The following is a 24,644-nucleotide window of genomic DNA, read 5'->3' on the forward strand; positions in this document are numbered from 1 at the left end:
TGAGATTAGCTCCAGAGTCGGTATTGAGAAGGGAAATAAAATAATGAATCATTCAGATTTTTATGATAACTTTTTGCTCAGAAACAGTGCTGTAATTCATGGTATTCTGATGGTCAAAGGAATAGGATAGGGAGCGTTTATAATCGAATAGCTTGATTTCGTTTATGTTTGCCTCTGACATAAAACGACTCAAAGCAAGGAAAACCTTCGGCACCTTTTGGGGTCAATATGCCGGAATGACAGTTCGGACAGTCCGGCATTCTGCCCCCTTGAAACTTCACAAAAAGGAGTTTGTGTGAAGGAAGCTCACAGAGGGGTCAGCATCCCGGGAGGAGGGGTCAGCTTGTGCTGGAATAGGGAGTCAGTATGAAACGGAATTTGCAAAAGCCAGGGAACGATGAAAACCTGACCTTGAGAAAACGGGATATACCCTTCATTACCTTTGGTGCAAATACAAGGAGACGCATCCCGACGGCTACCAGTACTCCCAGTTCTGTTATCATTATCAAAAAATACCGGGAGAGCAAGTTGTTAACGGTAACTAAGAATGGTTCTTCGTCACTTTTGGTGGTCATCCCCATCTAGAAAGAACTACTTTTTTCCTCAGCAAATCAAAACTTGCCCTTCCATACATCTGCCTCTTTATATTTTTTAGCCTATTTACACAACCTTCAGTTATTCCGTTATTGTAGTCATAAACAATTGCTGCTTCCACGGCCTTTAAATCTCCCTGTAAGCCATGCGCAAAGTTTATTAATCCCCTGAAAGTGGATTGCTGAACCTGCTGAACCCACTCATGAAATTTTTGAATGGATTTCTCTTTAAAAATCACTCTGAAATTGTTTGATAAATCCCATAGGCTTTGCAGTATTGGATTATCTTTTCTAAGACCTTCATACCACCCGATTTCAACAGGGGATAATAATTTTTCGTAATTTTTATTTGTAAGGTATATACAGAGCTTTCTGCACGAAAATATCTTTGGTGGTCTCAAGGCTCCTTTTTAGATGGCATGCAATCCGCTTCTTTCCATTCGCCCCTTGTATAGTTTACTGAACCTCATTGTCAATCCCCTTAATGAACCCTGGAAACCCTTCATTTTTATCTTTCTGAAAATGAAAGGAAGACTCTCTCCTTTACAATATCCCCCGATTAAGTCATCAAGGTATTCTGTATAATCAATAAACGTTTTTCTTACTGTAAATATTTGTGCATTATCCCCCTGGACATACTTACGCGCAGTTCTGAAATTAAGCCTTAGAATTTGAGCAATGGACCTTATAGAATAATTATTCAGGTAAAGCTCTCTTGCCTTCTCAATCAAAGTATTTTTATTTTCATCTGTCTGTAAAATCGAACCGGTAGCAAGATCTGTTATTTTTTGAATGGCAGAGTCATCCCTGTCCGGATTGTTAAGTGTTTTTACAGTTACTGCCGTTCCAAGCTTTGGGATAAGTCTTTTGATAGCATCCCTGACATGGTCAGAGTAATTCACCATAAGATGGAATCGATCGGCTATTTGTATTGCATGGGGCAGGGACTCTGTGATTGCCTGGATGTAACAATCACCCCGGTCACGGGTAATAGTTTGAATAGTAGGATACCCTTTAAGCCATTCAATGATATCTTCTTTTTCCCGGCTCTTTAAAATTTCTATAGTCTTGCCGGTTTCTCTATCTACCACAATCGTACCATAGGTATGTCCCTTATGATAAGCCCAATCATCGATCCCCAAATGTACCGCCTTGACAGCTGGGGAAATCTTACATCTATGCACTATTCTAAGACAGGTCGAGGAACTGACTGGAAGCCCCGTTTGTCCTGAAATCCATGAACCTTTGTTTGCCGATGTCTCCTTGCCCAATTGAAGTAACCTGTCGTTTGCACGCAATGTCCTTCGGGAATACGGAGCCACTTTGTCGGGTAGCTGTTGCGAAAATACTTTTCTTGAACATATGGGGTTGTCACAGAATATTTTTCTTACGGTAAGTTCTAGTACAACAGACCTGGATATAATAGGGAGGTCATTCAACTTCCTACGATAATAGCTATGCAGACGTTTACTTTTTAAGCCACAGATTGGACAGATATCATATTTTGATGTAACTCTCGCTGATATCGAGACCTGATCATCTTTCACAAAGATTCCTTTCACACTAATTCCTGGGAATTGTAGTAAAGATGGTAATAGCAAATTTTGTTTACTCTTAAAAACTCTCTTCATTTATGATAACTGTTTAATAAATAATGCATTAAAGTTAATCATAAATTTTGTTTTAACCTAATTATTTAAGAGGTATTTTGCTGAATATGTGATATTTAAGTTGAAAAGTGTAATGTTTTTTAAGACCACCAAAAGTGACGAAGAACCATTTCTAATTACTGATTACAGATCTTTCTGATGACTCTCTGGACATGGAATATTTAGCTATTGAATGGCAGGAGTTTTATAATAAAAAAAGACCCCACTCATCCTTAAATGGTAAAACTCCATGGCAAAAACTAAAATCGGTTGAACCTCTAATCCCTATACAACCTGATGTGACCAAACAGTTTTGGGACCCGAAGGAAGAAGTCTGGCCGAGAAATTATGAGTATCTCAAACACTTTAAGAAAAGAATACTAATAAATAGACTATTCCAAGAAATTATAGCTTAGAAAACCCATTTGTAGCGAATCTATTGTTATAGCACAGTTAAAGTTAATGCTTATCGGGACCAACTCTCCGGAGAGAAGGGACTCCACTGACATGATTGTTATATGGGAGCCCAATCCCCAACTTGCTCTTCCAATAATAAAAACTCAAACGGATATAGGACTCGTTCTCGCAAAAATCCTTGATGCTTAACCTGCTTTGCTGCTGGCGTTCAAGGATCATGATAAATTCTTCTTTGCTTATCTCTCTCGGCTTCATCTCTGTATCTTTGCCGGCAAAGTTCTGAAAATATCACATCAAGTGAAACGGGTATTTTATCGGGGGCTTACGATATTGCCATAAAACCATTAAAAACTATTTCAATTAGTTTTTCAATTTCGTCGAAATATTCTTGGGGTTTGCCAATTGTTTTAACTGTCGTCATAAAATTATCATTAATGAAAACTCACAGGTAAAAATAGTGGATAAAATGAAGAAATTATCAATTTAACTTTTCTCTTTTGTCATCTCCAAAAAACAGTCCTAAAACTACTCCTTGTCTCTTATCCTTTCTTTACGACATCTCCATAACTGATTTCAGTTCCCTTCAACATTGATTTCATTGTTTGTCCTGCGGGCACAACGAAACTTTAGGTGTTAGGTGCTGTGGTTTTTCTGTCTGCATGCTGTAAGTTTTTCAACTGTGTCTAATATGTTGTCGGGTAATTTACCTTCAAAATATTCAAAGATAAGTGGATCGCCTTGTAAATAATGACTAACAAGTTCAATCCACTCGTCTATCGTTACGTGACCGTTGACCTTAAATAACTTTTGTGAAAGTGTTTTTAATTGCAAACTGTTTTTGCTGTTATAATTAAAGTCGTTGTCCCGTCTTTGATAATATTCTTCTTCTGTGTAAAAATGAATAGCACCGTCAAGATGTTTGAATGTCCCTGCATGGTTGTCAAATTCAGCGTGTAAATATTTCACTGGATAGTATTCGTTACCATTTTTAGTAATTCGGTTTTTGTCTGCCTTAAATTCTTCTACTTGGAAAACCTTAATTCCATTTTTAGATGTCCATTTTATGTCAAGAGAGTATGTGTTACCAAAAAGGAATTCAATGTCAAACGGTTCAAGTCCAAACGGTGGACGAAGTTTAACTATTCCGTCTTCAATATCGGAAATTGTATTTTTAAATTTAGCACCATACCAAGTGTCAGCTTCGATATACATACGATTATCAACGTTTATTCTTACTCTGTCGCTATCAATTGCAATATATTTTTGAATATTGTCTTTATCGTAGTCCCAAAAGATGTCTATAAAGTGTGGTACAAAATTGCTATTTTGATGATATCCTCGTCTGAAATAAGGGTGAGCCATTATTATATATTTGTCTGAGTAATAATAACCCGAAGCAAAACGTTCTCTTTTAAATTCTTTGTCTAAAACACTTACTTCCACTAATTCTTCCTTGTCCGTAGAAATTTTCTTATTTAAAAGATGAACTATGTTTGGATATATTGCTACAATTCCAATCGTCTGAACATAATCAAAGTTGTCGTTTTTCAACTTTATTTGTTTGCTGTCGCAATAGTCAATGAAAGATTGAATAAGAGATGAGTTTTCGGTCAGTTCTTCCATTCGTTTTTCAAGCTGTCGCTGTTGATAGCGTTTTAATATGTCGTTTTTGTTGTCCATTCATTAGTCATTGTTCGATGTCGCACTACCATTGCAGCTAACGTTCGTCGATATGAAACGTTGCGCATCTTGAAGCTCTTCTTTATCACACTATTGTTTATGTTGATTAAATGTTATATCAACTGTATCACTAAAAAACTACTCGACGATACTTTGCCGGTAAAACTATGTGATAAAGTAAGACGGTCACATTATGTGATTTATGAATATATCTACTTTGTACCATGTACAAATATAACATTTTTCGCCGCAAGCGGCGGGGAATTAAACCATAAGAGACTAACGATCAACAAATTATCATTCGACTACTTGCTATGTAATCTTCTATTAGCATGTCAATTTGTTTATCAACTTTTGAATATCTGCCATTGAATGCCTGGTTGTTTTTCTATCCGACCGAAGTCTTGTCATGTTAAAGTTTGCAGTCATTTTATTTATTGCAGTTTCAGTCTGATGAGATTATATATAAAACTCGCACTTGTGTAAGCAGCATAGTTTCTGAATTTGTCACTTTTCTTTTGGTCAGCAAAGTCTGAAATAGATTTAATTGAGATTGCTTTTGTTTTGCCATTATTGGAAAAACTCTTGGCAGCATAGAACACACCAAAAGTTTCCATGTCAATCCCGATAAGTTTTCTATTGTTTCTTCTAATTGAATCAATCTTTTTTTTGTCAGCTAAAACGGCAGAACCTGAAGCAAATGGACCCATAAAAACTTTGAGATTAGCATCTGGTTTTAGATCATTGTTTGTTACAGTAAAGCCATGATGTATTGTCTGTAATAGTGTTTTGTCAGTTTTGATTTCATTTATGATGTGAACAATAGAATCGTCTAACTCAATCTGTTCGGGGTTCGGTTCAAATGTCGTTGTCTTTGTTTTTATGTTGTATTTGTATTTTCCTGATTCGTAATTCCAAGTAAATCTAGCAACAAGAATATCTCCGTAATTTTTCTCTTTATCTTTTACTCCTGCTGCAATACCAGCCATAATTAAATAGCTCGGAGAAAATTTAGAAATAATTTTTGTAGATAAACTTGCAGCCGCAGCAATACCCATTTTATCATCAGTTGCTAATAGAATTGACTTGTTACCAATTTTCCCGTTCCAATAATTTGTGCTGTCGTCTGCAACAGGAAAGCGATTTAAGATAATTGGCATCTTCTTTAAGGCTTCAAACTCGGTATCGTGGAGTGCTGTAATTATTACAATATCAAACGAATTGGAATTAGCATTTTGTTTGCTTTCTTTTTTTTCGTTTAGATATTTTTTTACTTCTTCCATAGATAAGATTTTCTCTAATAAACCTAATACATTTTTATGGTCTCTGTAAACCCATCTTAATGGTTCGGGAACTAATTGTTTTTTCTTTTCCAATGTTTTAAATACATCATCAAAAAGTTCAGTCTCCTTTGTTTGGAGATAATCATGAAACCATTTCCATGCTTCGACTAAAAGTTTCGGAGACGTGAATTCTCCGGGAATTGTAACATTCCCAAAAGTTTCTTCAAGATTATGAACGATGTCACGAATATGTTGAATCACTTCACCGTCTCGGTAAAAATACCAGTAACCACTACTAGGTCCAACTCGTGCTTCTCTCATATCCTCAAAATAGTCACGGTAATGTGCTTGCATAAACTTTCTAAAAAGTGTTCGTGATTGTGGTAAATATTCTTCTGTATCAGTCATTTTGTAAGTTTGATTTTAAAACTATCGTTTGATGTTTGCGTGATCGCCATAGAATAGCTGATAACGAGCAGGGCATTGCCGGAGGGCGGGAAATAAATAGCACTCCAGTTGAGCCTTGCACTGTAGCTAAATTAGTAAAAAAATGTTGAGCTTTAGATGTCAATCCGCCTTTTGGTAATGTCTTGTTGGCAGCAGTTTTTCTATTTTCCATTTCTATCATTAATCTCTTTCACTTGCATGAACAGTGTCAATTATCGTCACTACCAACAAAGTTTTCCAGCTAGTGAAGGGTCAGGCTATAAACAAGACCCTTCAATTGTCACTTACATACTTAATGGGATAGTGTTAAGTTTCCTGGATACTATCATTTTTTTATCCAATTATACTCCCAAATATTCTTGTATATAGTCAAACATATCAGGGTCGAGGCTCATATCACCACTATAGTGTATGTTGAAATTTATTCTTGTCCTTATGAGCGAGTTGTTCACGGAAAAGAGGTAGTCATTCAGGGAGACGAGTTCCGGAATGAGCCACTCATGTTTCTTCATCATCCATCGGCAGAGGAGAGTGCACGAGTCCTGGTTACATTTCTCTCTCGGCTTGCTACCATTCTTTATTTCTATGCTGATGCATCCATCTTTCATATTACACTGGCAACTTTCGCATTTATCTTTCTTGGTTGCAGAAGTGAGTTGTTTGACATTCAGATATAAATTAAGGTTTATATCCTCTGAAATTGGTTTTTCATCCAACTTTTTCACCTTGTTTCCATCTGTGTTGTAAACGGTCTTTAACTCGATTTTATCTGTCACAAGATGCGAAATCCAATGGAACTTCGATGTTAACGACAAGTGTTTGAGATTCTGTCGTAGCAGATGATAATTCACTCTGTCGTTTGCCACATCAAGCAGGTCTGCCAAGCGGATGAGTATCATCAGGTATTTCAAGCTGACAGTATCGTCTTTTGCTCTCGACTTCAAACCATATACATCATACACGTCATAGCCATGACTTTCTGAAACTTTTGCTACGAATGACAGTAAAGTAGGTTCAAGATAGCTGAGCAATGTATTAGACCTTTCGCGGATAAACTTCGCACTATCCGTAGCATGATGGTCTCTTACTTCACTCTCAAAGTAGCCATATACATCATTGAAGATAGATAGCAAAAACTTACCAGCATTCTTCAATCGAGAATTCTTGCGGTCTTCTGGATTTATGATATTGAAAGCTTCTAATTCACCCTGCATCTTCATCATAAGGTCAGATATGATAACTATATTCTTACCTTCGGCAGAACTCATCCTGCCAAGGTCGGGATGAATCACCATACTGATGTCATGTAGATAACAGGCTAAGAACAAGATGTAATAATCTATATCTTTCAACACAAAATAGTCAATTCTGTTAGTCAACTCCAGCGACTTGTTAATCAGAGTTACTGCATGTTCCTCATTATGAAGTGTATATGCATTGAGAAACTTAGAGCCGTTATACCACAAGCCTTTTGTCAGTTGATGAGTGAGAATCAATGAATCCACCCATTCTGGCTTACGCACATGACTGATGAATCTGTTCAACACGTCGAGTAGTCCCATATCAATACCCATGCAATTAGATATATCCTTGTCTTTTATATGTTCAACAAACTCTTCAAACTGCTCCAAATTAAAATCTTTATTCCTTAGGTATGCTAGTATTCGAAGTTCGGTATAGTGGAACTTGCGTGAATTAGTCTTCATGAATGTCAAAGCATCTGATGGAACAACACCCATAATTTCAGAGAAATAAACATTCAGGATTCTTCTTTGATATTCCGCAGATGATTTCATTACAAACTTCGTAAAGTCTTTTTCTCTATATCCGTTATCCTTCATGCCATTTATTGCCATTGAGGATTTTTCAGTCATGAACGTGCGGAATTTTTCCATCTGTCTTCCGGGATTAAGCCCTTTAAATCCGCTAAAATCCTCTTTTGTCCAGCGAATGAGTGATGCGTAGATGTCTTGAGAAAGTGATTTCATCGTTACAGCACTATTCGCATCTTTAGTGAAGAAAAGATACTTGTATCTATTTTTATCATCCTTTTTTCCATGCTTCAGTGCAGTCTTCTCGAATTTTACTATATCCTTACTTAACTCCAGAGCTTCCTCTTTCGACACTCTTTGTATAAGTAATCTATATTCAGACTGGAATATGCCCTCATCGTTTTGCTCAAACCATTCAGTAAGGTTGGTATCCTTTTCTAAGTAGCGCTCCTTAAAGCTATTGAGAGTTTCATTTGGACCGCCATCTTCTCTTATCTTTAATAGACGATTACGATAAAGGAAAAATTTCTTGAATCTGCGCAGAAGTTTCAATCTCGAAGATACTTTATTTTTATACTCACTATCAGCATTCTCTTTCTTTTTTTGCTCTTCTATCTCACGAGAAATAACCTTGTCAAGAGCTTCCAACTTTCCGAGAGACACTTGATCGTCAATTTCATCCAAATTCCATGAGAGCTCGGAAGAAATAGATGTTTCTCTAGTTAGATTCAGAATCGGACCGAATTGATTGTCTGTAGTATCTATTGGAGTGAACACGCTTTTCCCTTCGTCATGAAACTTAATCTGATATTCCAACTTTGCATGGAAATCCAAATATGTTTGTGGAACAAACTCTCCTATGTCGCTTTTATTCAACTCAGCTTTGTTGCACCATTCCGAAAGATCCGCATTAAGTGCGTCTATTCTTTTTTTGAATGAATTTTCATCTAACTCTGCTTGAACATAGATCATTGAATCGTCAACATAGAAATAAGCATCACCATGGAAACATTCATCTTTCATGAGACAATTCTTCACTTCTATCATACAGAGATTGCCGAAGAAATAAGACTGCGGCAATCCCTGCGGAATACCACAATTCATGAACAAACCACCACGTGCTGTTTCAAAATCATCTGGATAGTAACAGTCTTTCCAAGGTTCAATATTGTCTTCCTCTAACTTAAAAAATAGCAACTTTGTAACAACTGTCTTTAAGGCTGGTAAGTCGTCTTTATACGTTGAAGAAAGCTTTTCAATAATGTAATCATAAAGTAATTTTGGTGAAATGGATGGGAAGAAATTCTTGATATCCAAACACACCTCTGTCAGATAATTATGATTATTCTGATATGATCGGCAATGTTCAATAACGTTTTCAGTGTATTCCTTGTACTTTATTTGCCACTTATGAAACAAGTACTGCACATTTGTGCTTGGTATGTTGCCATAAAAATTATGCGGCACAAGTTTCGACAAGTCCGACAAATTCCTCTTGCCTTCTTTATAATTGTCTTCATACATTAGACAGTTCAGAATACTAACCATACAGATTAGGTCAATCAATCGAGCTGTATGTAGTGGACGGAACTTCAGCACCTCATTATCATAATTCTTTAGCTTGAAATAGACTTTAGCTTTAAACAGATTTTCTTCGCTTGAAAAAATCCATCGAAGATTCCGTTGACAATCTTTTATGACCTTTTCTATCAGTTCAACATTATGTTTATCTGCGAGCATATAAAATAATTCCAAATCATTTTTAGCTATTACTTCAATCACCTCGCCAAATTCATCAAAAAGTTCAACTGTCTCGTCAATATTCAACAATCCTTTATCAAAAATGTATGACTCCATACAGAATATCGCATTGAAGATATTCTGACCATTAAGAATCTTTTTATACAATTTAGAATTAGTTATATTCTGTACCATAGTCTAAGCCTTATCCTTTTTCTCCGTTTGTTCCTTCCATGCAGCTAATACTTGCTTAACTCTATCGAGGAATGGATTTAGTTTGTTACTATATTTGCGATAACACGTCAATAAAGTGGTTTTGCCGATTTTGACGGATATATAGTATCCGCTCTTAACCTTATTGATTTGATAGAAGTTCTCCCAACAGACTATCGTTTTTATAAACGGTTTGTCATCGACAAATGTCACATCAAACAATTCATTTAACTCAATATGCAAATCTTTGTTTCCGCTGAGACTTGTTTTCATGGTATTTATGTCTACAACAACATAACTAATAAACTTGTATGCCTCGGAAAAGAAATCTATATATTTATCCATTTGCTTACGTAAATAACTCCATGAGTAATCGAAGTCTGTATTTGATGATAAAAAAAATGTGTAACCAAACAGAAATCCATTCCTTTCTACATAAACCTCAATTGCCTCTTTTATTTCTTCCATGTTATCTTTCTCGAAATCATACAGTGGAAGTTTCATGTCAAAGATTGATTGGAGTACCTTCAGCTTATGTCCATAGTCACGATGAGCCTTGTTCCCTTCGGGAGTATTTTCTACACACTCTTCAGGAATTATTTGTATGTCTTCAAACAATTCAGCCTTTGTGTATAGCATAACCTCTTGCGCTTCTACTATTTTAACTTTCTTGCCTTCCATATGTTGTTATATAATATTCACTGTAATCCTTTACTCCTTCGGGTAGTTGTTCCGCTTTAAGCATCGTATAGTGATTGATGAAGAATTTTCTAAGATTAATATACGCCAGCCTTCCAGCATTGTCCTGATCAGGATATATATGCAGTTTGTAAGTTCTCAACTTGATCAAATCAAACTGTGGCAGTATTGTAGCACTCGGTATTGCCACGGCTTTCTTTCCAGACGAAAGTAATGCCAAACAGTCGGTTATTCCCTCACTTATGAACAAATCTTCGCCAAACTTCATCGTATTTAAGATAGGCAGATTAAATAGCCTTGTCTTTTGTGCTGATATAAACTGAAAACGTGGAGCATCCACATTTGCTCCCAGATATCGTGACTGTATTCCTACCAAGTTACCTTCTTTGTCATAGTAGGGGAATATAAGGCACGGTGTGAACAAGCGGAAATATAACTTTTCGTTAGTGACAGTTATGAAACCACTATCAAGCAAGACCTTTGAATCGAAAATCTTGACTATCTTCTCAACTAACAACTTGGAATCGTCGATTGATATGATGTTCAATTGTTTTATTACCTCGGTGTTGAGAAATCTTTTCCCAAACAAGAATCTTTTTCCATTCTCAGTAAGCGAATTATTGTCCAGAATCCATTGAGCAACAGCCTTTGAAAATGATTTCTCCTCTTCTTCTAACTTTAGTCTTTTTTTAGTATGAATTGTCTTTATACTGCTCTTGGCGGAAAAATAATTTTCAACAGGAATTCCAAACGTTTGACACAACCACTGGCATGCTTCCACGAAGTTAAGTTCCGTATATTCTGTTACAAAATCTATAGCACTACCACCTTTGTTGCAAACAAAGCAGTTCCACCTCTCCCTGTTTTCACCGAAAAACGACAAACTTGGGTGATGGTCTTCGTGCATAAAGCATAATGCCTTATGTCTTCGTACCTCAATGCCAAGTCGTTCTGCCACACTCTCGCAAGAGAGCATGCACAAACGGGATATAGTTTCTTGTGATATTCTTACCATATGAAAAATTTAAATTGTACAATGATCATCTATTTACTATTTAGTCCAGAATTTTTTGCCGTCAGCAGCAGTTGTCAAGGATTCCTTGACAACTGAACTTTGGTTCAGCTCTCCTTTTTTTAAAACGTTATTAATATGTAAACCCAGATTTTGTTTGGTAAATTGGACTGGCTCACCCATTTGAATCTGAGTGAACCAAACCGTTTCATCAGGTTAGTAGTTCATGATTTCGCCTTGTTTATCCATAGGTTAGTTTTTTTGCGTAAAGTTTGCCATTATTCTTTCTCTATTATATCATAGACGGTTTGGGTAACGACTTATTGATTTTGTGGATCGGGTATATGGATGGTTATAGGACTTAAATGCCTATATCGTAAGCACTCTATGATAATTTTTATAAAAGTACTTGTACAATATAAAGTTGAAAATCGAGAAACCGGATCTTATTTCCGGTCTTTCAATAATTGTTCAAGAAGAGCAATTTTCTCCCTTTCTAATTCAAGCATCCGCTCATACAAGAGTGTTTTTTCTTTATTTAATTCGAGTATTTGTTCGATTGGATTATACGTATTCCCAAAATTTTCATTTCTGATATCACTGTACGAAGTTATGTTACCTACACTTCCTTTTTCAAAAGTGTTGTTTTCAATAATAAAAGTTACCGGATCTTCTTCCAACTCCTTGATTAATTCCGGGGCTACGTTTAAGGCTTTGGCAAATTTATCAATTACCTCATCTTCCAACTCTTTTTTCTGTTCACTGTTGGAAATTCGTGCCTGAGTGGTTCCCATCATATCAGCCAGAACTTCCTGTTTGATTCCTAAGGTATGACGGATGCGCTTTATAGCGTGCCCGTGATGGGTGTTTTTTAGAGTCCGTTCTTTTGTTTCCATTTTTACTATCGTCTTCGGTGTTATAGAACAAAAATAGTGACTTTTGGTGAGATACGTATAATTATATCAGGAAATTGCATAATTATATTCCGGATTTGTTCTACTATACACAAAAAATCTATTTTCCTTTGTCATTGTGTTATCTGTTTTGATAAGAATTGTTTATTGTTGAGCATGACAACTGTCTTATGATGAATCGATTAATTGTCAATAAAAGAGGTTGGAGTGGATAGTGAATTGAATTCTCTTATGCATAGAATTTAAGTAAAAAATCATTGTATTGTTAAAGAGTAAGCCTATGGAAACATAATAGATTAAAACGAATTATTATCTTTGCGTCGTTAAACTACGGTACGAAGATAATATAGCGCTTTTTTGGTCTTAATCTCCGAATCCGCAAAATTCAAACACGAGGCCAAAGAATGGAAGCGCCCTTAGCAATAAGGGCGTGGACATTGTCGTATTCTCGTGTTAAGGCCCTTGCGGAGCCTGGAGATAGGAATAGACAATCGTCCGCGCCTCTTTTTTATATCCCCGCATATACTTTAGAGTAAATCGAATAAGATTATACATGCCTGATTACGGGCAGCCTTATTCCTCCACAGATAGAATATCTATCCTTCGCCGTACGATTGTCTAATACCGCACCGGGTTTCAGTTAACTGGAAACTCTCTTCTCACTTGGCCGGATTTCACCGGAAATACCTGTTTCATTTTTCAATAGACGCCGACAAGCATTTGCCGTTTGTGACAGTTCAGTTCGGCTGTCGGTCTGTAATTTTAATCGCATGAATAAAACAATGAAAATCATTCAATTGCCCCGATGGGGCAGGGTAGGGCTATCCCTTACCATCCAGTTTATGGCTGTTTTTGTAGTATTGGGCACAGTCAACGGGTTTGCGGGCAACTACGTTTACGAGCCGCACGATCCCCACACATCTTTTGGCGTACAACAGCAAAGGAGAACGGTTTCGGGAACGGTGACGGATGCCAACGGCGAGGCGGTTATCGGTGCCAACGTAATGGAGAAAGGTACCACCAACGGTACCGTAACCGACAGAGACGGACGTTTTTCGCTTACCATTGAAAGCAAGGGTGTGCTCCTGATCTCCTATATCGGCTATCTGGCGCAGGAGATCAATACCGCCGGAAGGAGTTCTTTCGATATCGTGCTGCGGGAAGATAGCCGGTCGCTGGAAGAGGTGGTGGTCGTGGGGTATGGCACGCAGAAAAAGGTGAACCTGACGGGTGCGCTGGCTTCCGTCGGTCGGGACGAGGTGAAGTCGATTTCCACAGCCAACCTGGTGACGGGTCTGGCGGGCAAGCTTCCGGGGCTGAAAGTGACCCAGCGGACGGGTGAGCCGGGTGCATATACCACTTCGTACGATATCCGCGGGTTCGGTGCTCCCCTGATCGTGGTGGACGGGATAGTCCGTGACGGTGCCGATTTCGCGCGGCTCGATCCCCATGACATCGAGAGTATCACCATACTGAAGGATGCGTCGGCGGCCGTGTACGGGATAAAAGCGGCCAACGGGGTTATCCTGGTGACGACCAAGAAGGGGGAGACGGGGAAGCCGACCATCTCCTATACGGGTGCCTATGAATGGCAGCGGATAAGCAATACCCCGACGGTGGGGACGGCCTACGAGTTTGCCGTGCTGACCACCGAAAACGAGATCAACGGCGGCAGGGCGCCGGGCGAAACGACCTATACGCCCGACGACATCGGGAAATTCAGGGACGGGACCTATCCGAGTACCGACTGGTACCATGTCGTCGCCCGGGACTATACCACGCTGAACAGGCATAACCTGAATATCTCGGGAGGGAATGAGCGGATAAGGTATTTCACTTCGGTGGGCTATCTGGGTGAACAGGGGCTCTGGAAAAGCGGCGACCTGAACTACCACAAGTACAATATCCGGTCGAACGTCACCGGGAAGATCACCGACGGGCTGGAGATACAGGTAAACCTGGACGGCATGCTCGAAAACAAGAACGAGCCGGGTGAGGCGGCGTGGAACGTCATCAAGTTCACATGGATGAACATCCCGACCTATCCGGTGTACGCGAATGACAATCCGGAGTACCTGCAGGACATGACCTACCCGTGGAACCCGGTCGCCATGACGACGGCCTCCATAGGGGGATATACGAAGACCAAAACCAAGACTTTCCAGGGAAACATGGTGTTGACTTATGACATGCCTTTTATCGAGGGGCTGCAGGCCAAGCTCACCTACGGCTTCTACAACAAGGACTGGTTCCAGAAGGCGTGGCGGAAGAAATACTCCACCTATGACTATGACAGGGTGAATGATGCCTATATCCTGAAAGGCACCCAGAACAGCCCGTCGAACCTCAGCGCGAATTACTACCCGACGGAGATCACCACGTTCCAGGGACAGCTCACCTACGAGAAGACGTGGGCCGAAAAGCATCATTTCAAATCGTCGGTCGTCTTCGAGGACCGGTATGCGAAGAACGACAACCTGTGGGCAAGGAAGGAGTTTGCCATCGACATCGACCAGTTCTTTGCCGGTTTATCCAAGAATGCGCAGGTGAATTCGGGGGGACTGTATGAAGATGCCAACCAGAGCGTGATCGGGCGGCTGAATTATGATTACCTGTCGAGGTACCTCTTCGAGTTCGCCTTCAACTACAGCGGCTCGTCCAAATTCCCCAAGGGGAAGCGGTGGGGGTTCTTCCCCTATACTTCGGCGGGATGGCGCATCTCGGAGGAGGAATTTTTCAAGGGGATTTTTCCTGCGGTGTCGAACCTGAAGGTGAGGGCGTCGTGGGGACAGATGGGTGACGACGGGGCAGCGTCCTTCCAGTTCCTGACAGGGTATAACTATCCCGACAGGAATTATGTGATTGACGGCCAGGTAATACCGGGCCTCGGGTTCAGGGGAATGCCCAATGCCAATATCACATGGTACACGGTCACCACGAAGAATGCGGGGCTCGACTTCGATATCAGCAACGGGCTGGTATATATGCAGTTCGACCTTTTCAGGCGCGACCGTACCGGGCTGCTGGCCACACGCGCGCTGACGATCCCGAGGACGGTCGGGGCGAGCTTACCGCAGGAGAACCTGAACGAGGATATGCGACGGGGATTCGAACTGGTACTGGGGCATGCCAAGCGGACGGGTGAGCTGAAGTATGATATCTCGGGGAATTTCACCTTCACGAGGGGCAAGCCGGTGTATGTGGAGAGGAATCCGGATGCCAACAGCTACCTCAACTGGCGGAGTAACCCGGTCGGCCGCAGGGATAACCAGACATGGGGTTACCGCTATATCGGCCAGTTCCAGTCGATGGAGGAGGTGCTTTCCTCTCCCATCCAGGACGGGCAGGGTAACAGGACGCTCCGTCCGGGCGACCTGAAATACGAGGATGTGAACCGGGACGGCATCATCAGTTCGCTCGACGAGGTGCCGATTGCCCGGAGCCATATCCCTGAAATCAACTACGGGTTGAATGTCAACGCGTCGTGGAAGCAATTCGACCTGAACCTGCTTTTCCAGGGAGCGGCGAATTTCAATTTCCAGTATATAGAACAGATGAGGGCGCCCCTGCCGTGGGGACGGAACAGCCTGAGCCAGTTCATGGACCGGTGGCATCACGAGGATATCTATGACGTGAACAGCCCGTGGGTTCCGGGGCGGTTTCCGGCTACCAACTATCCTCCGTCCAACAACTGGAATTCGGAGTTCTGGTGGCCCGACGCGTCGTACCTGAGGCTGAAGAACGTGGAGTTGGGATACAGCATTCCGCAGGGTATCCTGGCCAAGACGGGCATCGGGGGCGCGAGGATCTTCGTGAGCGGGTTCAACCTGTTCACATGGACGAAAATTAAATATATCGATCCGGAACAGGACCCGAACACCTATAACTATCTCTACCCGTTGATGAAGAATTACAATATGGGTATCAATGTCACATTCTAAATCAAGATGAAAATGAAGACAACTATCAATATAACCGGGATGATTATCCTGCTGGCCGGTGCGGTACTTTCCGGTTCGTGTGACAGCCGGCTGGATATCGCCCCCATCAATATCCTGACCGAAGAGCAGATTTTCCGGGACGAATCGGCCATCGACGCCTATATGGTCAGCCTGTACGACCGGTTGCCGATGGAAGACCTCACCTTCCGTACCGGGGCAAACAATTATCTGGCGCATAATACCGATGAGGTGATGCATCATTTCACCGATGAGAAGAGCAGTATCGCCGACGGTACCCAGACCCAGTGGTGGGGGTACGACAACGTGCGGGTGATGAACGACCTGATGGAGAAACTTCCCGGTTCGGTATTGGGCGAGACGAAGAGGAAACAGGTGCTGGGTGAGGCCTACTTTATCCGCTCCTATTATTATTTCGCCATGGTAAAGCGGTATGGCGGCATCCCCATCATCAGGCATGTGCAGAATTTCAGCGGCAACAACATGGCAGAGCTGCAGGTTCCCCGGGACAAGCATGAGGAGGTGTACGATTTTATCGCCAACGACCTGGACAGTGCCGCCCTGCTGCTGGGCGAGACCAATGCGAAGGGACGTGTCAACCGGTATGCCGCCCTCGCGCTCAAGTCGCGGGTGATGCTCTATGCCGCGTCGGAGGCGAAGAACGCAAGTGTCCAGCTCGACGGGCTGATCGGCATTCCTCCGGCAAGTGCCGGGAAGTACTGGCAGGCGGCGTATGATGCGGCAGCAGCGGTCATCGCTTCGGGAAGATATGAACTGTACAACAAGTATCCGACGGACAAGGCGACCAATTTCCAGATGCTGTTCCTCGATGAAAGCAACCCGGAAGCCATCTTTACGAAATACTATTCCTATCCCGACAAGGGGCATTTCTACGACCTGCTGGTGCTTCCTTTCGGGGTGAGGGGGCCCGAGGGATACGGGTCGAATATGGCTCCGACGCTGGAATGCGTGGAGCAGTTCGAATATATCGACGGCTCACCGGGCACGTTAAGGATCACGGACAGTGAGGGGAATCCCATCTATTATGCCGATCCTGTCGACCTGTTCAAGGAGAAGGATCCCCGTTGCGTGGCGTCGGTCATCGTGCCTTTCAGCGACTGGCAGGGAACGGCCATCGATGTGCAGGCGGGGATATACGACCTTGGCCAGAAGTATGAAGCGGGGGATTACAGCGCGATGTATAACGTGGAGACCCATCAGCCCGATAACGAGAACGGGACACTCCATATTGTCGGGTTGAACGGTTTTGGCGGGAACGAGAAGACCCAGACCGGGTTTTATGTCCGGAAATACCTGGATGTGAACCTGCCACGGTCGAGGGCTACCCAGACGGGGTCGGACCAGGCTTGGATCGACCTGAGGTATGGCGAGGTGCTGTTGAATTATGCCGAAGCGGCTTTTGAACTGGGTCGGGTGGAAGACGCGAAGTGGGCGGTCAATGCCATCCGCGAGCGTGCCGGGATCAGGCTTCTTGAGGATCAGGAAGTCACCCTGGAGCGGGTCCGGCATGAGCGGATCGTGGAACTGGCTTTTGAGAACCACCGATGGTGGGATTACCGTAGATGGAGAATGTCTGATAATATATTGAACAACACCCGGTTCCATGCCCTGAAGCCCTATTATGATGTGCAGGCGGATGCGTACCGGTTCGAGACGGGAATCGCGGGCCGTTTTCCAAAGACTTTTCCCGTAAGGGCTTATTATGAACGGATCGATCCGGGGGAAATTACACGGAATCCCAGGATTATCCAGAATCCGAATTATTGATTTCTCAAGTTTTATAAGTAGGGTGTATGCAACTAAATCTTGCGTCGGACGATATTTTATGACCCATTACAGTTCTTGCTTGCTAAAAGAGTAGAAACTCGCTTCGCTCAAACAACTACTCTTTTTGCGCTCGCTTCGAACTATGGGTCCCCATAAAATATCTGAATGCCTCCGCTTTAGTTGCATACATTCCAAATATTCACGTGAATTAACTATAAAAGATTACTTCGATGAAATATAAAAAGATATTATTCCTTTTGCCCTTTACGTTGCTTCTTGCGGCATGTGAAATTGATAACTACGATGAACCGGATGGAGGGATCTACGGGACGCTGACGGACAACATAACGAACGAGCCGTTGCAATCGGAACAGCCGAACGGGTTTAACATCAAGTTATTCGAAAGGGGAGGCCGGATCAATTCTCCCATTACCTTTTCTGGCAAACCCGACGGGAGTTTCGAGAATGCATGGATCTTCCGGAATGAATACAAGGTGCTTCCCACGGAAGGCGCCTTTTTCGCGGTCGACACCGTCACGGTAAACGTGGGAGCACGTACGGAGGTGAATTTCACGGTAACGCCTTTCCTGGCTGTCGTAGGTGCTTCGGTGCAGCCCTCGGCGGGGAAGGTCACCGCAAGTTACGGCATCGCACGGTCGAGGGTAGGCGATAAGATTATCGAACGAAAGACGCTCGTATCCAAAATACCGACGGTGAACAATGCCATATATAACTGGAAGAAGGATACCAACGTGTCGGGAATAGCCGATGAAGATCTTCTGGAAGGTTCGTTTACCGATGAAGTTACGGGATTACCCGCCGGGAAATATTACGTCCGTATTGCGGTCGCGACCAATAATGCCCTGAAAAGGTATAATTACAGTAAGGTTTTTGAAGTGGTGGTACCATGATGAAGAACCAAGATCCAAGAGCCAAGAATCAAGACGGGAAATTAGGGATTCAAGAGCCAAGACGGGAGATTGAGGATCCAAGAAATAAGACTGGAGATTCAAGATCCAAGTACCAAGATGGGAGATTCAGGATTTTTTGTCTTGGTTCCTGATTCTAAAAGTCTTGGTTCTAAGATATTTCATATATCGGCTAAGGAAAATAATAATTACATGAGAAAGATCAACTATTTTTTGTTTGTGTTTATCCTGCTTTTGTGCACTGTTCCGGCAAAAGCGCAGATTGTTTCGGGGAGTTCCGGTTCGGCGATCGAAGAATATGCCGTAAAGGAACTTCAACGGTATATCTATCAGATATCCGGAGAATGGCTACAGATCATTCCTGATTCGGTTGCCTGTGATGATCCCGTGTTTATTGTCGGTACTCCGGCAAGTAACCGGCTTATTGCGGAGTTGGATACAAAGGGGACGATCCGGTTGCCCGATGCTAATGATACGCCGGCTGAGGAACAGGGATATATCCTCAAAACCATGGAAGGAGATGGAAAGCCCAGCCTGATCATTGCCGGGCAGAGTGATGTCGGGGTTCTGTACGGCGTGTATGGCCTGCTGCAGGATCATTACCGGATCGGCTTTTATTTCAGCGGCGATGTCCTTCCCGATAAAAAGCAGGCTTTCTGGCTGCCGGTAGTGGATGAACAGAAAATCCCTTCGATGTATATCCGGGGATTCCTGCCGTGGACCAATTTCCCACAGTCCGCCACTTCCTATTCGTGGAACGATTGGAAATATATCATTGACCAGGCGGCCAAGATGCGGATGAACTTTATCCTTGTCCACAATTACAACGGCGAACTGGGACACAATGAGCCGTTCCATAACTTTGCCTACAGGGGATATTTGTCGAGGGTATGGATGCCGACGGCCGGTACGGGCCATAAATGGAGTTCGCCCGGCTGGGATGTGAACGAGTACCTGTTCGGTGCATCGTCTTTTTTTGATGACTATGATTTCGGATCGGAATGTGCCCTGCACAATGAAAACCTGTCCAACAAAGAGGTCTTCAGGAAAGGGGTATCGCTCTTTCAGAAGGTCATTGCCTATGCCCATTCGCGGGGCGTAAAAATGGGACTCGGACTGGATATCGACCTGATCATGCCGGAGTATAACACTACCGCCGACGATCCCGAGGTGATTGCCGCACGTGTAGACCAGGTCGTGACCGATTATCCCGATCTCGATTACCTCTTTTGTTTCCAGTCGGAGAACGTGGGGAAGGACAGCCTCTTTTACAATGCCTGGAAAAAGATCTTCGACGGGTTTTATGAGGGTGTGAAGAAGGGGAGTCCCCATACCCGTGTGGCTGTTTCGGGATGGGGATTGGATCCTGTTGCAGTAGAATCCTTGCCCGCCGATGTGATTTGTGCTCCCATCGCACCTTATTCGGCCGAGTTCGAGAACGGCCATATCTACGGTGACCGGGAGTACTGGGGTTGTCCGTGGCTGGAACGGGATATCAAGAGTTCGCAGTATTATTACCCGTACGGGATCGATCTCTCGGGAACCGTCGAGAGCTACAGGAATAGGGCCTCGAATATGAAAGGTTTCTTTGCCCTTACCTGGCGGCTGACCGATGCCATTGAACCCCGGATGGAATATATCAGCAGGGCGCCATGGGATGATACGATCACTTCATCCGAACAGGTCTACCACCGGTATGCCGTGCTGAATTACGGTCCCGATGCGGCAGACGAGATCACGGCAATTATCAACGGGAACGAGCCTTTCGCCAGTGATTTCGGCGAATGTGAACCGACCAGACCCTTTCTGCCCGACAGTACCGGTAAGGCGGAGCTGGTCAAAGCGGAAGAGCAACTTGCGGTGATCGACCGGCTGATCCACAATACGGATTCTCCCTCTGCACGTTATCGGCTGAACCTCCTGCGTTGCCGGATTGCCGCGGCAAGGGACCATATCCTGTTGAACGAGCATTTCGATCACTATTCTTTGGAAGAGCTGACGGCTACCATGCGGTCATGGGTGGAGAATTTCATGTATAGGGTGACCGATATACCCACACTGGGAAATATCGTCAGCATACAAAACCGTTTTGTCAGGAATAATTACTTGCCCAGAGAAAAGGAACTTCGTGAGAAACAAGGGGTGGGGGACTCTCATTCCTTACAGACGTTGAAAAGTGCTTCCGGTGTGCAGGGGTTAAAATTTGCTACCGAAAACAGATCACCACGGATCACAAGTATCTCGCCTCCGGTGTCGCATCCAAAAGGACAACCGCTATCCATTAAAATCTCCCTGCTGGATGACAATGACTACGAGGACCTTTCCGCAACTTTCTATTATCGCAAGCCCGGATCATCATCAGCATGGACGAAACTGGCCATGACCCGGAAAGTAAAAAGCACTTTTACCGTTGATCTGCCGGGAGAATGGATCACCGAAGAGGGGATTGAGTATTATTTTCAGGCGACGGACGGCGAGAATGTATCCGTTTTTCCGGTAACCGCACCGCACATGAACCTGAGTCTCGTCACTTACCAGTCGGAGAATCAGTACCGCCCGTTTGAGATGCAGTATTACCCGTCTGAGAAGCGATATAACAGCACGGCCGTTGATTTTCACGATCAGTAAAGTCAACCGTCGAATATAATTTCCATCGATTATTCAAACTAAATTTTCACATCTGTCATGAAAAGATATAAATCAAATTTTCCGCTCTTACTGTTAGTATGTTTACTATTTTCGGGGTGTCGACCTCAACCGGACAGCCCTTTTTCACGAATCGTCTGTGCAGATCAGGATAATACTCCTGTATCCTATGCCTGTACCGATCTTCGGCGTTATATCTGCCAGATGACCGGAAAGGTTCCTGCCGGCGAATCCCTTTCGAAGTGGGAAAGATCGTATAAGCCGGCCATCGTGATTATGGATAAGGCAACATTCAACCGATATCTTTCTCCGGAAGAGGAAGAGTCTTTGGATGAACTGGGAGAAGAGGGATTTGCCATCAAAAAGATCGTGAAGGACGGCAAAGAATCGATCTTGCTATGTGCCGAAACTCCTTTGGGAAAGGTGAATGCCATCTATGGCCTTCTGAAGGAACTGGGCTGTGAGTTCAGGCTGGGAAGCGAATATGTGCCGTCCTCCCTTTCTACTGCTTCTACTGCCCTCCCCGACAGTCTACTTGTCCGGAAGCCGGCATTCTCGACCCGGGGCGTTTTGCCGTGGTACAATTTTTTCAACAGCCCGACAAGCTGGGATCCTGTCGATCACCGGGCGTTTATCGATCAACTGATCCGGAGCGGTGCAAATACCCTCACTTTCCATACGTACGATACCGAACCGTTCGGAGGATACGAAGAGGAGGGCGTCATGAAACAGTCCAAGCCATTGAAGAATTCCGGGGAAGGTACCTGGGGCACCAATCCGATGAGCACCGGTGAGTTTTTGTATGGAACCGGGAGATTATATGACACCGAATATTTCGGGGCAGCGAGCACAAACGCCGGTCTGTGCAGGGATGAACAGATAAAACGGGAGAAAGAGATCCTAAGGGATGCTTTCTACTATGCCAAATCACGGGGATTAAGGACCGCTTTCGGTTTTTCGGCTACCGGAGACCCTACCATCCGGGAAGACCGGGATCGGTTTATCAGACAGCTTACAAACGTCGTGGAATTCTATGATTGCCTGGATTATGTCGTCCTGTGGCAGGAGGAGACGAAAGGGGCGCAGGGACATCCGTTGCAATATGACACCCATATCCTTGCCCAGGCGAGGGATCCGCAGAGCAAAATCGTGCAATACGGGAAATACCGCAGGGATGTGTTCAAGCGGATCGTCGACGAGGCGAACGGGGTCAATCCCTTTTTCAAGCGGGACGAAGAGGGCAAGCTCTCGAGGGCGACCGAGGGTGCCCGTCTGGAGATGTACGGCAAACTGGCCCACCGGATATTGTCGCGTTATAAGGAGGCTCCCGGATTGGTGATTTCGGGGTGGGGTGGTGAGACGTATCTGGTCTCTGCCGAGTATTACGACGGGCTGGATACGCTGCTGCCCGGAGAAGTCGTCTTTTCCTCACTCGATCATATCGTCCCGCAGCCAAAGATAGATGAAGCGTACGCCATTCTTCCTCCCGAAAGGCAAAGGTGGCCTGTCCCCTGGCTGGAAAACGATGGCGACCAGTGGCATCCACAACCTCATGTCCATCTTTATGAGAAGACAGCGAGGAACCTGCTTCAAAGCGGAAGCCAGGGTTTTCTGGCCATTCACTGGAGAACCCGGGAAGTGGAAATGAATTACGGTTACCTGGTCGATTTTGCCTGGGATACCACCCTGACAGCCCAGAAATATTTTCATCAATTTGCGAAAAAATATGCGGATGCCGGTCTCTCCGAAGAGGTGGAAGAGATCATGACAGAATTGGATCAGATGGGGTACAGGTGGGTCGGCGGCCGGGGTCAGAATGAGTGCGCCCGCTTTACATGGGGACCGGGAAGCAAGGAGAAACGGTTCAAACTACAGGAAATAAAAGAGCGGATCGATGACCTGCTACCAAAAGCAAAAGAGGGGAAGGAATACCTGGAGTGGACAAGCGACCGTATCCAATGGGTGCTGGATTATCAAATGGCCGAGACCAGAGGAGCCCGGGCAAAGGAACTATTCAATGAGGCAAAGTCGGCAACAGGAGAACAACACCACCACCTTGCCACAGAAGTAGTGAAATTGCTATCCGGGGATGAACTGGCCAAAGCCATGCAAAGCTATGCCAAACGGATAACGACAAGGGGCGAATATGGCGTGCTGGCCACAATCAACACCAAGGCGGGAGTAGACTGGACCGGAATGCTGGAGGAAGCACGGGAGATGACAGGTATAAGTGACGAGGATTCTTTGGTAACAGGCACTATCGATCGTCCGGTGGAGAACGGCTTTGCAGACAAGATTATTGTACCCCGTCTTTATGGATCCGTCAGCGAGGGGAAAGATTTCCGTATCGATGCGATTGTATTGGGTGGAGGGGAGGCCGTTTTACACTACAGGACGCCGGGTAAAAAGAAATGGGAGACGCAGGTAATGGATACCCGGAACGGATGGTGCCGGTCCGCTACCATTCCCGCGGAAAAGATAAAAGCACCGGCGCTGGAATACCGGATTGTAGTAGAGAAAGAAGATGAGATGAACGTCATTTACGGTCCGAAGATGATTTCTATATTTAGTGATCAACCCCTGCAAGGTAAAATAGCTCCCAAAGAGACAGTTTCGGGTGCCATCCCGAATCAAATCCGGATTTCATTTGAAAAGGGGATGGAGCTGCTGAAGTGGAATGATATAATACAAGCCGATTTTTATGAGGTGCTGATTGACGGTCAACCCCTGATAGAAACCCCGGTCAACTTTTTCCCGCTGACAGAAAAACTCCGTGAAGGACAAAAGATTGGTATCAGAGCCATCAAAGGTAAGGAGGTAATCGCAGAGTTTAGTTCTGTAGTATCCCACACACCACAATGAAAAATAAAGCGATCCTATGAATAGTTTCTGAGATAATGATT

Annotated in this window: 17 protein-coding genes and 1 pseudogene; 7 read left to right on the forward strand and 11 right to left on the reverse strand. The window is 43.7% G+C overall.

From position 1 onward, the window contains the following. Window positions 1-366: 366 nt before the first annotated feature. Window positions 367-585 (forward strand): hypothetical protein, encoded by a 219-nt coding sequence (locus tag VB073_RS07025; RefSeq protein ID WP_323403445.1) that lies wholly within the window; start codon window positions 367-369, stop codon window positions 583-585. On the opposite strand, the gene VB073_RS07030 is transcribed toward VB073_RS07025, so the two are convergent. Both VB073_RS07030 and VB073_RS07035 read right to left on the reverse strand, forming a co-directional pair. Next, a complete protein-coding gene (locus VB073_RS07030; RefSeq protein ID WP_323403446.1) occupies window positions 572-994 on the reverse strand; it encodes a transposase in 423 nt (140 codons plus the stop codon). The genes VB073_RS07025 and VB073_RS07030 overlap by 14 nt on opposite strands. A gap of 9 nt (window positions 995-1,003) precedes the next feature. Then, window positions 1,004-2,224, reverse strand: coding sequence for an ISL3 family transposase (locus VB073_RS07035; RefSeq protein WP_323403447.1), 1,221 nt, complete (start codon window positions 2,222-2,224; stop codon window positions 1,004-1,006). 191 nt (window positions 2,225-2,415) lie between these two features. Between VB073_RS07035 and VB073_RS07040 the strand changes: the two genes are divergently transcribed. Continuing rightward, window positions 2,416-2,658, forward strand: coding sequence for an integrase core domain-containing protein (locus VB073_RS07040; protein WP_323403448.1), 243 nt, complete (start codon window positions 2,416-2,418; stop codon window positions 2,656-2,658). A 43-nt stretch (window positions 2,659-2,701) separates the two neighbouring features. On the opposite strand, the gene tnpA is transcribed toward VB073_RS07040, so the two are convergent. From tnpA to VB073_RS07085, 9 genes and pseudogenes are all read right to left on the reverse strand, one after another. Next, window positions 2,702-2,914, reverse strand: a complete 213-nt coding sequence (gene tnpA, locus VB073_RS07045; RefSeq protein WP_416349511.1) for an IS66 family insertion sequence element accessory protein TnpA — start codon at window positions 2,912-2,914, stop codon at window positions 2,702-2,704. A gap of 378 nt (window positions 2,915-3,292) precedes the next feature. Beyond that, window positions 3,293-4,339, reverse strand: a complete 1,047-nt coding sequence (locus tag VB073_RS07050) for a hypothetical protein (RefSeq protein WP_323403449.1) — start codon at window positions 4,337-4,339, stop codon at window positions 3,293-3,295. 133 nt (window positions 4,340-4,472) lie between these two features. Next, window positions 4,473-4,565: pseudogene (locus VB073_RS07055) on the reverse strand (IS200/IS605 family transposase); the annotation flags it as partial. Between the two features lie 208 nt (window positions 4,566-4,773). Continuing rightward, window positions 4,774-6,030, reverse strand: coding sequence for a 5'-methylthioadenosine/S-adenosylhomocysteine nucleosidase (locus VB073_RS07060; protein ID WP_323403450.1), 1,257 nt, complete (start codon window positions 6,028-6,030; stop codon window positions 4,774-4,776). Continuing rightward, a complete protein-coding gene (locus tag VB073_RS07065; protein WP_323403451.1) occupies window positions 6,023-6,241 on the reverse strand; it encodes a hypothetical protein in 219 nt (72 codons plus the stop codon). Before VB073_RS07065 ends, VB073_RS07060 begins: the two co-directional genes overlap by 8 nt. A 169-nt stretch (window positions 6,242-6,410) precedes the next feature. After that, complete coding sequence (locus tag VB073_RS07070; protein ID WP_323403452.1) at window positions 6,411-9,698, reverse strand: reverse transcriptase domain-containing protein; 3,288 nt, start codon at window positions 9,696-9,698, stop codon at window positions 6,411-6,413. 81 nt (window positions 9,699-9,779) lie between these two features. After that, the gene (locus VB073_RS07075; RefSeq protein WP_323403453.1) at window positions 9,780-10,475 is read right to left on the reverse strand and encodes a hypothetical protein; all 696 of its coding nucleotides are present in this window, start codon (window positions 10,473-10,475) and stop codon (window positions 9,780-9,782) included. Further along, window positions 10,456-11,508: a CHC2 zinc finger domain-containing protein gene (locus VB073_RS07080; RefSeq protein ID WP_323403454.1), complete on the reverse strand. Its 1,053-nt coding sequence runs from the start codon at window positions 11,506-11,508 to the stop codon at window positions 10,456-10,458. The genes VB073_RS07075 and VB073_RS07080 overlap by 20 nt, the downstream gene beginning before the upstream one ends. Window positions 11,509-11,951: 443 nt before the next feature. Beyond that, window positions 11,952-12,401, reverse strand: a complete 450-nt coding sequence (locus VB073_RS07085) for a helix-turn-helix transcriptional regulator (protein ID WP_323403455.1) — start codon at window positions 12,399-12,401, stop codon at window positions 11,952-11,954. Window positions 12,402-13,201: 800 nt separating this feature from the next. Between VB073_RS07085 and VB073_RS07090 the strand changes: the two genes are divergently transcribed. The 5 genes from VB073_RS07090 (at window position 13,202) to VB073_RS07110 (ending at window position 24,603) form a co-directional block, all read left to right on the forward strand. Continuing rightward, entirely contained in the window at window positions 13,202-16,360 is a 3,159-nt protein-coding gene (locus VB073_RS07090) for a TonB-dependent receptor (RefSeq protein WP_323403456.1), read from the forward strand. 12 nt (window positions 16,361-16,372) lie between these two features. Beyond that, on the forward strand, window positions 16,373-18,166 hold the full coding sequence (locus VB073_RS07095; protein WP_323403457.1) for a RagB/SusD family nutrient uptake outer membrane protein: 1,794 nt from the start codon (window positions 16,373-16,375) through the stop codon (window positions 18,164-18,166). A 230-nt stretch (window positions 18,167-18,396) separates the two neighbouring features. Further along, a complete protein-coding gene (locus VB073_RS07100) occupies window positions 18,397-19,077 on the forward strand; it encodes a DUF3823 domain-containing protein (RefSeq protein ID WP_323403458.1) in 681 nt (226 codons plus the stop codon). A gap of 210 nt (window positions 19,078-19,287) precedes the next feature. Beyond that, entirely contained in the window at window positions 19,288-21,723 is a 2,436-nt protein-coding gene (locus tag VB073_RS07105; RefSeq protein WP_323403459.1) for an alpha-glucuronidase family glycosyl hydrolase, read from the forward strand. A gap of 57 nt (window positions 21,724-21,780) precedes the next feature. Continuing rightward, window positions 21,781-24,603, forward strand: coding sequence for a hypothetical protein (locus tag VB073_RS07110; protein WP_323403460.1), 2,823 nt, complete (start codon window positions 21,781-21,783; stop codon window positions 24,601-24,603). Window positions 24,604-24,644 lie beyond the last annotated feature (41 nt).

Origin of the sequence: Proteiniphilum sp. (assembly GCF_034927365.1) — a bacterium.
In the GTDB taxonomy this organism is placed as follows: Bacteria; Bacteroidota; Bacteroidia; order Bacteroidales; family Dysgonomonadaceae; genus Proteiniphilum.

Coding starts and splice junctions, on each gene's coding strand:
- VB073_RS07075 (WP_323403453.1), bottom strand. CDS start 10,475: ATGGAAGGCAAGAAAGTTAAAATAGTAGAAGCGCAAGAGGTTATGCTA.
- VB073_RS07050 (WP_323403449.1), bottom strand. CDS start 4,339: ATGGACAACAAAAACGACATATTAAAACGCTATCAACAGCGACAGCTT.
- VB073_RS07070 (WP_323403452.1), bottom strand. CDS start 9,698: ATGGAGTCATACATTTTTGATAAAGGATTGTTGAATATTGACGAGACA.
- VB073_RS07095 (WP_323403457.1), top strand. CDS start 16,373: ATGAAGACAACTATCAATATAACCGGGATGATTATCCTGCTGGCCGGT.
- VB073_RS07090 (WP_323403456.1), top strand. CDS start 13,202: ATGAAAATCATTCAATTGCCCCGATGGGGCAGGGTAGGGCTATCCCTT.
- VB073_RS07100 (WP_323403458.1), top strand. CDS start 18,397: ATGAAATATAAAAAGATATTATTCCTTTTGCCCTTTACGTTGCTTCTT.
- VB073_RS07025 (WP_323403445.1), top strand. CDS start 367: ATGAAACGGAATTTGCAAAAGCCAGGGAACGATGAAAACCTGACCTTG.
- VB073_RS07065 (WP_323403451.1), bottom strand. CDS start 6,241: ATGGAAAATAGAAAAACTGCTGCCAACAAGACATTACCAAAAGGCGGA.
- VB073_RS07060 (WP_323403450.1), bottom strand. CDS start 6,030: ATGACTGATACAGAAGAATATTTACCACAATCACGAACACTTTTTAGA.
- VB073_RS07105 (WP_323403459.1), top strand. CDS start 19,288: ATGAGAAAGATCAACTATTTTTTGTTTGTGTTTATCCTGCTTTTGTGC.
- VB073_RS07080 (WP_323403454.1), bottom strand. CDS start 11,508: ATGGTAAGAATATCACAAGAAACTATATCCCGTTTGTGCATGCTCTCT.
- tnpA (WP_416349511.1), bottom strand. CDS start 2,914: ATGAAGCCGAGAGAGATAAGCAAAGAAGAATTTATCATGATCCTTGAA.
- VB073_RS07035 (WP_323403447.1), bottom strand. CDS start 2,224: ATGAAGAGAGTTTTTAAGAGTAAACAAAATTTGCTATTACCATCTTTA.
- VB073_RS07085 (WP_323403455.1), bottom strand. CDS start 12,401: ATGGAAACAAAAGAACGGACTCTAAAAAACACCCATCACGGGCACGCT.
- VB073_RS07040 (WP_323403448.1), top strand. CDS start 2,416: ATGGAATATTTAGCTATTGAATGGCAGGAGTTTTATAATAAAAAAAGA.
- VB073_RS07110 (WP_323403460.1), top strand. CDS start 21,781: ATGAAAAGATATAAATCAAATTTTCCGCTCTTACTGTTAGTATGTTTA.